The organism is Kitasatospora sp. NPDC001527, assembly GCF_040298605.1.
GTDB lineage: Bacteria > Actinomycetota > Actinomycetes > Streptomycetales > Streptomycetaceae > Kitasatospora.
In genome coordinates this window covers 20959-27663 of the sequence record NZ_JBEPAM010000075.1, presented here as the reverse complement: position 1 = coordinate 27663, position 6705 = coordinate 20959, and the positions used below count along the sequence as shown (strand labels likewise).

Here is a 6705-nt window from a genome sequence, read left to right as displayed (position 1 = left end):
GTTCATCGACAGCGCCTCGCGCGGCGAGATGCCGAAGAACGGGGCGTCGAAGCGGCGGCCGCCTCCGGCGCCGGGCTCGGCGCCCTGACCGGCCTGCTCGGCGTCGGAGGCGGCTTCCTGGCGGTACCGGCCCTGGTCGGCGCGGTCGGGCTGACCATGGAGGCCGCCATCGGCACCAGCCTCCCGGTGATCGCCGTCAACGCCTCCGCCTCCCTGGTCACCCGGGGCGGCGGCGCGGCCGGACTGGACTGGGCGGTGATCGCCCCGTTCGCCGCCGCCGCCGTGCTCGGCGCCTGGGACGGCAAGCGGCTCGCCGCCCGCCTCTCCGGGGCCGTCCTCCAGCGGACCTTCGCCGTCCTGCTGCTCGGCGTCGCCGCCGTGATGGGCGTCGACGCCCTGCTCTGACCCCGAAGGCCCCTCTTCCTTCCCCCAATTTCCCGTTCCCCTCTCGACAGGAGCCTCCATGGCCACGCTCACCGAAATCACCCCGGCCCAGGCGCGCCCCCGCCTCGCCGCCCTCACCGTCGTCGACGTCCGCACCCCGGGCGAGTACGCCGCCGGACACGTCCCCGGCGCCCTGAACATCCCGCTCGACCAGCTCGACCGGGCCCTCCCCGCGCTGCGCACCGTCGCCGCGCGCGGCGAACTCCTCATCGTCTGCGCCTCCGGCAACCGCTCGGGCCGGGCCTGCGAGTCGCTGGCCGCGGCCGGCATCCCGGCCGCCACCCTGGTCGGCGGCACCAGCGCCTGGGCCGCCGCCGGACACGAGGTCGAGCGGCCCGAGGGGGCCCCGGCGCGGGCGCCGTGGGCGATGGACCGCCAGGTCCGCTTCGCCGCGGGCGGCCTGGTGGTGGCGGGCCTGCTCGTCGACCTCGCCCTGCCCGGCGCCCGCTGGGTCTCGGCCGCGGTCGGCGCGGGCCTGGTCTTCTCGGCGGCGACCAACACCTGCGCGATGGGCTCCATGCTCTCCCGCCTTCCGTACAACCGCCCCCGCCCCGGCCAGGCGGCGGCCCTGGAGGCCACCCTCGCCGCCCTCACCGGGGCCCGCTGATCCCGTCCGGAGGCCCCGGCCCCGCCCCGCCGCCGACCCGCGCGCCGTCCACCGGCTCCCGGTCCGGCGGCGGGGCCGTGTCCTCTCCCTCGGCTGTTCCGGCCGCCGCGAGCGCGACGAGGGCCTCGGCCACGTCGTCCGTCCGGTCACCGGAGAGGGCGAGCGCCACGGCGGCCCGGGCCCGCACCGCGCTTTCCCGGCTGTCGGTGGCCGCCGGTAGCCTCGGGGGTTCGGACGGTGTGCGGCGAGGTGGCGGGTGAGCGTGACGGGCGGGTGGGTCTCCACCGGGCTGGGGTGGCGGGACGGCCGGGCGGTGCTGAGCGCGGTGCACGGGAAGCGGGTGCACGAGCGCGAGGTGGTGCCGGGGGTGGAGGTCGGCTGGCTGCTCGGCGGGCCGCGGCGGTGCATCGGGGCGTGGCTGGAGGGCCAGGACGAGCGCACGCCCTGCCCGCACCACGCCGTGATCGCGCCCGAGGGCGCCGCCGTGCAGTGCGCGTCCTGCCAGAGCGTGGACCGCGGGCTGGCGCTGGCCCGGGACCAGATCCTCGACGACGGCCGCACCTACCGGCTCTATCTCGCCTGGTTCGGCGAGGGGCTGCTCAAGGTCGGGCTGACCGCCGAGCAGCGCGGCACCAGCCGGCTGCTCGAACAGGGAGCGCTCGCCTGGACCTTCGCCGCCCGGGGATCGCTGCCCGCCGTCCGCCGTGCCGAACTCACCGTCGCCGCCTCCGGGTTGGCCCGGGAGCGGTTCAAGAGCCGGCTGAAGGTGGACCACTGGTGGGAGCACGGCGACGCGGAGCACCGCCGCGCGCTGCTCACCGAGGCCCGCGCCCGGGCGCACGAACTGCTGCGCGGGCACGGCCTGGAGCTGCTGGCGGACCACCCGGTCACCGACCACGTCGGGGTCTTCGGGCTGAGCGGCGGCGCCCCCGACGTCTACCACGCGGTCGAGGGCCTGGCGGACGGCGCGGTGCTGGCCGGGCGGCTGCGCCCGCCGATCGGCCGGCACCTGCTGCTCGACCAGCCGGACGGCGGCGCGCCGCTGCTCCTGGACACCCGGCTGCTGACCGGCTGGACGCTCGCCCCGGCCGCCGGGCGGCCGTCGGCGGGGCTGACGCTGAGGGAGCGGGTGCGCCCGGCCGAGCCGGACACCCAGGAGGCGCTGTTCTGAGCGCTTCCCGACGCACCGCGTCGACGAGGGCGCCGGGCCCGCCGTCCTCTGCCCGCACGGCGAGCCGACCTGGGGCTACCTCTTCCGGGACGTGGTGCGCCGCCTCGCGCCCGCCCACCGGGTCGTCGTCCCCGACCACACGGGCTTCGGCGAGAGCGCCACGCCCGGCACTTCCCGCCGCTGTTCCGGGAGGCCTTCCCGGACGGCCGGGTGGTGGAACTCCCCGGCGTCGGCCACTACAGCCCGGAGGACGCCCCGGACGCCGTCGCCGGCCACCTGCTGCGCTTCCTCGCCGACACGGCGGGCGCGGTGGGCGGCTGAGCCCCGGTCACCCCAGCTTCCCGCGCAGCGCGCCCGGCCCCGAGCGGGACCGCCGCGACACCGGCGGGCGCGAGGGGCGGACGTCCGGCCGCCCGGCGGGCTCCTCGGCGGGCGCGCCGGCCCGCGCCGCCGCCCGGGCGGCGGCCAGCGCGACCCGGGCCAGCAGCGGGTCCTCCCGGACGCCCGCCGCGCGCTTCGCGGCCTGGCAACGGGTGCACCAGAGCGGCGAGGCGGGCCCGTCGGGGTACACCATCGCCTCCGGTGGCAGGTAGTGGCTGCCGCACTCGACGCATTCGAGGACCAGCCTCATCCGACGATCACCGTCCCGGATCCGTGGCACCGACCGCACGGCGACCAGTAGACGTGGATCTTGGGCACCATGCTCCCTTCCTCGTCCCGTTCGACCGTGGCTTCGGTCTTCTGGGTCCCCCCGGACCCGCCGCATCCGGAGCAGGCCTGAACCTCGGGCATATGCACACTCCTTTTCGGCGGGGACCACGGTAGCGCGAAACGGACGGAGTCAGCACCGATCCTGACGCACGGTCGAAGAAGCGGGGCGTGCGCCGCCGATCCGCGCGCCGCCCGCGCCCCGCCGAGCGCCCCGGCTCAGCGGGCCACCGTGCGGAAGCCGCAGTTGCCGCTCGTGGAGTCGGGGGTGTTGCCGGTGCGCGCGGCCACCCGATAGCGGTTGCAGTAGGAGTCGTGGCACAGGTAGGAGCCGCCGCGCAGCACCCGCCGGGCCCGGTCGGCGCCCGGCGCGGCGGCGGGGCCGCGCGGGTCGAAGCGCGGCGAGCGGGCGTAGTAGCCGGGGTCGAAGCGGTCGGCGCACCACTCCCAGACGTTGCCGGCCACGTCCACCAGGCCGAAGCCGTTCGGCGGGTAGCCGCCCACCGGGGCGGTCGCGACCCAGCCGTCCTCGCCGGTCGGCAGATCGGGGAAGCGGCCCTGCCAGATCCGGCAGCGGTGCGCGCCGTCCGGGCGCAGCTCGTCGCCCCAGGGGTAGCGGCGGCCGGCCAGCGGGCCGCGGGCGGCGTACTCCCACTCGGCCTCGGTGGGCAGCCGGCGGCCGGCCCAGCGGCAGTAGGCGAGCGCGTCCCGGTGGCTGACGTGCACCACGGGGTGGTCGCCGAGGTCCCCGGCGTCGCCGAGCGGGCCGTAGGGGTGGCGCCAGTCGGCGCCGCGCACCTCGACCCACCAGGGCGCGGCGGGGGAGCGGCCGAGCACGTCGGCCGGGCCGGCGAGGACGAACAGGTGGAAGACGGCGGAGGAGCCGGCCCGTTCGGCGTCGGTGCGGTGGCCGGTGGCCTCGACGAAGGCGGCGAACCGGGCGGTGGTCACCGGCTCGGTGTCGATGGTGAACGGCGCCAGTTCCACCTCGTGCACGGGCGTCTCGCCGTCCGCCGGGTACCCCTCCCCGAAGGCGTCGCCCATCGCGAACACCCCGCCGGGCAGCGCCGCCTCGGGGTGCGCGGGCCGCTCGGCCGCGGTCCGCGGCGGCGGAGGCGGCGGTAGCGGGACGGGCCCGGCCCCGGCCGGGGAGGACGGCAGGCAGCAGGCGCGGGCGGCGGGGGGTTGACTCATGGGCCCAAGCTATAGCACTTTGCACCTAGGTGAGAATGCACCCAGGAGGACATCCGAGGAACCGGCGGGAGCCGGGGAGAGGGCACCGGTTGAAGTTCGAACACGTTCTGCTCGGCCTGCTGAGCCTGCGGCCGCGCAGCGGCTGGGACCTCAAGGAGTGGCTCGCGGGGGAGGGCCAGTTCGTCCGCTCCCACGCCCACCCGAGCCAGATCTACCGGCTGCTCAAGCGGATGGCCGAGCAGGGCTGGGTGGTCTACGAGACCGACCCGCGCGACGGCCGCCCGGACGCCAAGGTCTACCGGCTGACCGAGGCCGGCCGGGCCGAGCTGGTCCGCGAGGCCCGCTCCCCGTACCAACCGACCAGCCGCTTCCAGGACCCGGACTTCATGGCCCGGTTCTTCTTCTCCGCCCAGCTCGCACCGGAGCGGCTGATCCCGCTGATCGACACCGAACTCGCCTACCGCCGCCGCCAGATCGCGGTCATGCGCCCCCGGGACCGCTCCCTGCCCCTCCCCGCGGGCACACCGGAGGCGGACGTCCGGCGGATGCGGATGATCCGCGAGATCACCCACGAGTACGGCACCTCCGCCGTCGACGCCTGGCTCGACTGGCTGGAGCGGGTCCGCCGCATGCTCGCCGACGGAACCATCCCCACCACCAGCACCACCAGCCCCGAGGAGACGCCCCGGTGAAAGCCGTCCTGGTCATGTTCGACAGCCTCAACCGCCGCTTCCTGCCGCCCTACGGCTGCGACTGGACGGTGGCGCCGAACTTCGCCCGCCTCGCCGCCCGCGCCGCCACCTTCGACCACTGCTACGGCGGCTCCATGCCCTGCATGCCGGCCCGCCGCGAGATGCACACCGGCCGCTACAACTTCCTGCACCGCTCCTGGGGCCCGCTGGAGCCCTTCGACGACTCCGTCCCCGACCTGCTGGGCAAGGCGGGCGTCTACACCCACCTGGTCACCGACCACCAGCACTACTGGGAGGACGGCGGCGCCACCTACCACAACCGCTACGACAGCTACGAGTTCTTCCGCGGCCAGGAGGGCGACAAGTGGAAGGGCCACGTCGCCGACCCGGAGATCCCCGAGACGCTCTCCTGGCGCGCCGGCCCGATGTGGCGCCAGGACTGGGTCAACCGCCAGTACCTGGCCGACGTCGCCGACCACCCGCAGACCCGCACCTTCGACGCCGGCCTGGAGTTCATCGCCACCAACCGCGACCAGGACCGCTGGTTCCTGCAGATCGAGTGCTTCGACCCGCACGAGCCGTTCTACTCCTACGCCGAGCACAAGAAGCACTACCCGCACGACTGGGACGGCCCGCACTTCGACTGGCCCGACTACAAGCGCGTCACCGAGAGCCCCGAGGCCGTCGAGCACGCCCGCAACGAGTACGCCGCGCTGCTCACCATGTGCGACGACTCGCTCGGCCGCGTCCTGGACGCCTTCGACGAGCACGGCCTGTGGGACGACACCCTGCTGATCGTCTGCACCGACCACGGCCTGCTGCTCGGCGAGCGCGGCTGGTGGGGCAAGAACATCCAGCCCTGGTACGACGAGAACATCCACACCCCGCTGTTCGTCTGGGACCCGCGCAGCCGGGCCGGCGGCCGGCGCGCCTCGCTCGTCCAGACCGTCGACCTCGGGCCGACCGTGCTGGAGTACTTCGACGTCCCGCGCACCCCCGACATGCAGGGCCGCCCGCTCGCCGACACGGTCGCCCACGACACCCCGGTCCGCCCGCACGGCCTGTTCGGCGTCTTCGGCGGCCACGTCAACATCACCGACGGCCGCCACGTCTACATGCGCGCCTGCAAGGACCCGTCCAACCGGCCGCTGTTCGAGCACACCCTGATGCCCACCCACATGCGCGGCCACTTCACCCCGCAGGAACTGGCCGGCGCCACCCTGGCCGGCCCGCTGCCGTTCACCAAGGGCGTGCCCGTGCTGCGGATGCCGGCCAACGCCTGGGGCAACCCGTACGCCTTCGGCACCCTGCTGTTCGACCTGCACGCCGACCCGGAGCAGGAGCACCCGCTGGTCGACGACGAGCTGGAGCTGCGGATGGCCACGCTGCTCACCGAGGCGCTGCGCGAGAGCGACGCCCCCGCCGACCAGTTCGAACGGCTCGGCCTGCCCGCCGAGGGGCCGGTGACCGCCGGGCACCTGCTGGCCCGCGCCCAGCGGCCGCAGGCGCTCTCCGCCGGTGAGCCGCTGCCGCGGCCGGAGGACTTCCCCGACGGCCCGCTCTCGGTGCACACCCCGCTGCGCACCCTGCTCGCGGACGAGGGGGCGCGCGCGGCCGTCCTGGCCCGGCTGCCGATGCTGGACAACCCGGGGCTGCGGGCGATGCTGGGCGGGACCTCCCCGTTCCGGCTCGCCGCGATGGGCCCGGCCGTCCGCCCGGCGGACCTGCGGGCCCTCGCCGACACCCTGGCCGCCCTGCCGGTGCCGGACGGCACACAGCAGGACGGCGCGCGGCAGGACGGCGCGTAACAGGACGGCGCGCGGCAGGACGGCGCGTAAACAGGGCGCGGTGCCTCCTCCCGCCCGGGAGGAGGCACCGCGCCCCGGGGC

At 76.0% G+C, this 6705-nt stretch carries 7 protein-coding genes and 1 pseudogene; 6 read left to right on the top strand and 2 right to left on the bottom strand.

What is annotated here, in order from left to right; translation table 11 throughout:
• The 4 genes and pseudogenes from ABT238_RS36500 to ABT238_RS36485 form a co-directional block, all read left to right on the top strand.
• Positions 1-405, top strand: a 405-nt coding sequence (locus ABT238_RS36500) for a TSUP family transporter (protein WP_350805770.1), incomplete at its 5' end; no start/stop codon positions are given.
• Positions 406-463: 58 nt separating this feature from the next.
• A complete protein-coding gene (locus ABT238_RS36495) occupies positions 464-1051 on the top strand; it encodes a rhodanese-like domain-containing protein (protein ID WP_350570900.1) in 588 nt (195 codons plus the stop codon).
• A 262-nt stretch (positions 1052-1313) separates the two neighbouring features.
• Positions 1314-2222: a DUF2797 domain-containing protein gene (locus ABT238_RS36490; protein WP_350570901.1), complete on the top strand. Its 909-nt coding sequence runs from the start codon at positions 1314-1316 to the stop codon at positions 2220-2222.
• A 49-nt stretch (positions 2223-2271) separates the two neighbouring features.
• Positions 2272-2382, top strand: a pseudogene (locus tag ABT238_RS36485) (alpha/beta hydrolase); the annotation flags it as partial.
• Between the two features lie 168 nt (positions 2383-2550).
• Here the strand turns inward: ABT238_RS36485 and ABT238_RS36480 are convergent.
• Together ABT238_RS36480 and ABT238_RS36475 are read right to left on the bottom strand one after the other, a co-directional pair.
• Positions 2551-2853: a hypothetical protein gene (locus tag ABT238_RS36480; protein WP_350570903.1), complete on the bottom strand. Its 303-nt coding sequence runs from the start codon at positions 2851-2853 to the stop codon at positions 2551-2553.
• A gap of 296 nt (positions 2854-3149) precedes the next feature.
• Positions 3150-4124, bottom strand: a complete 975-nt coding sequence (locus ABT238_RS36475) for a formylglycine-generating enzyme family protein (protein WP_350570905.1) — start codon at positions 4122-4124, stop codon at positions 3150-3152.
• Between the two features lie 89 nt (positions 4125-4213).
• Here ABT238_RS36475 and ABT238_RS36470 point away from each other — a divergent pair, with 89 nt between their 5' ends.
• Together ABT238_RS36470 and ABT238_RS36465 are read left to right on the top strand one after the other, a co-directional pair.
• Complete coding sequence (locus ABT238_RS36470; RefSeq protein WP_350570907.1) at positions 4214-4816, top strand: PadR family transcriptional regulator; 603 nt, start codon at positions 4214-4216, stop codon at positions 4814-4816.
• Positions 4813-6624 (top strand): sulfatase, encoded by a 1812-nt coding sequence (locus ABT238_RS36465; RefSeq protein WP_350805757.1) that lies wholly within the window; start codon positions 4813-4815, stop codon positions 6622-6624. The genes ABT238_RS36470 and ABT238_RS36465 overlap by 4 nt, the downstream gene beginning before the upstream one ends.
• Positions 6625-6705 lie beyond the last annotated feature (81 nt).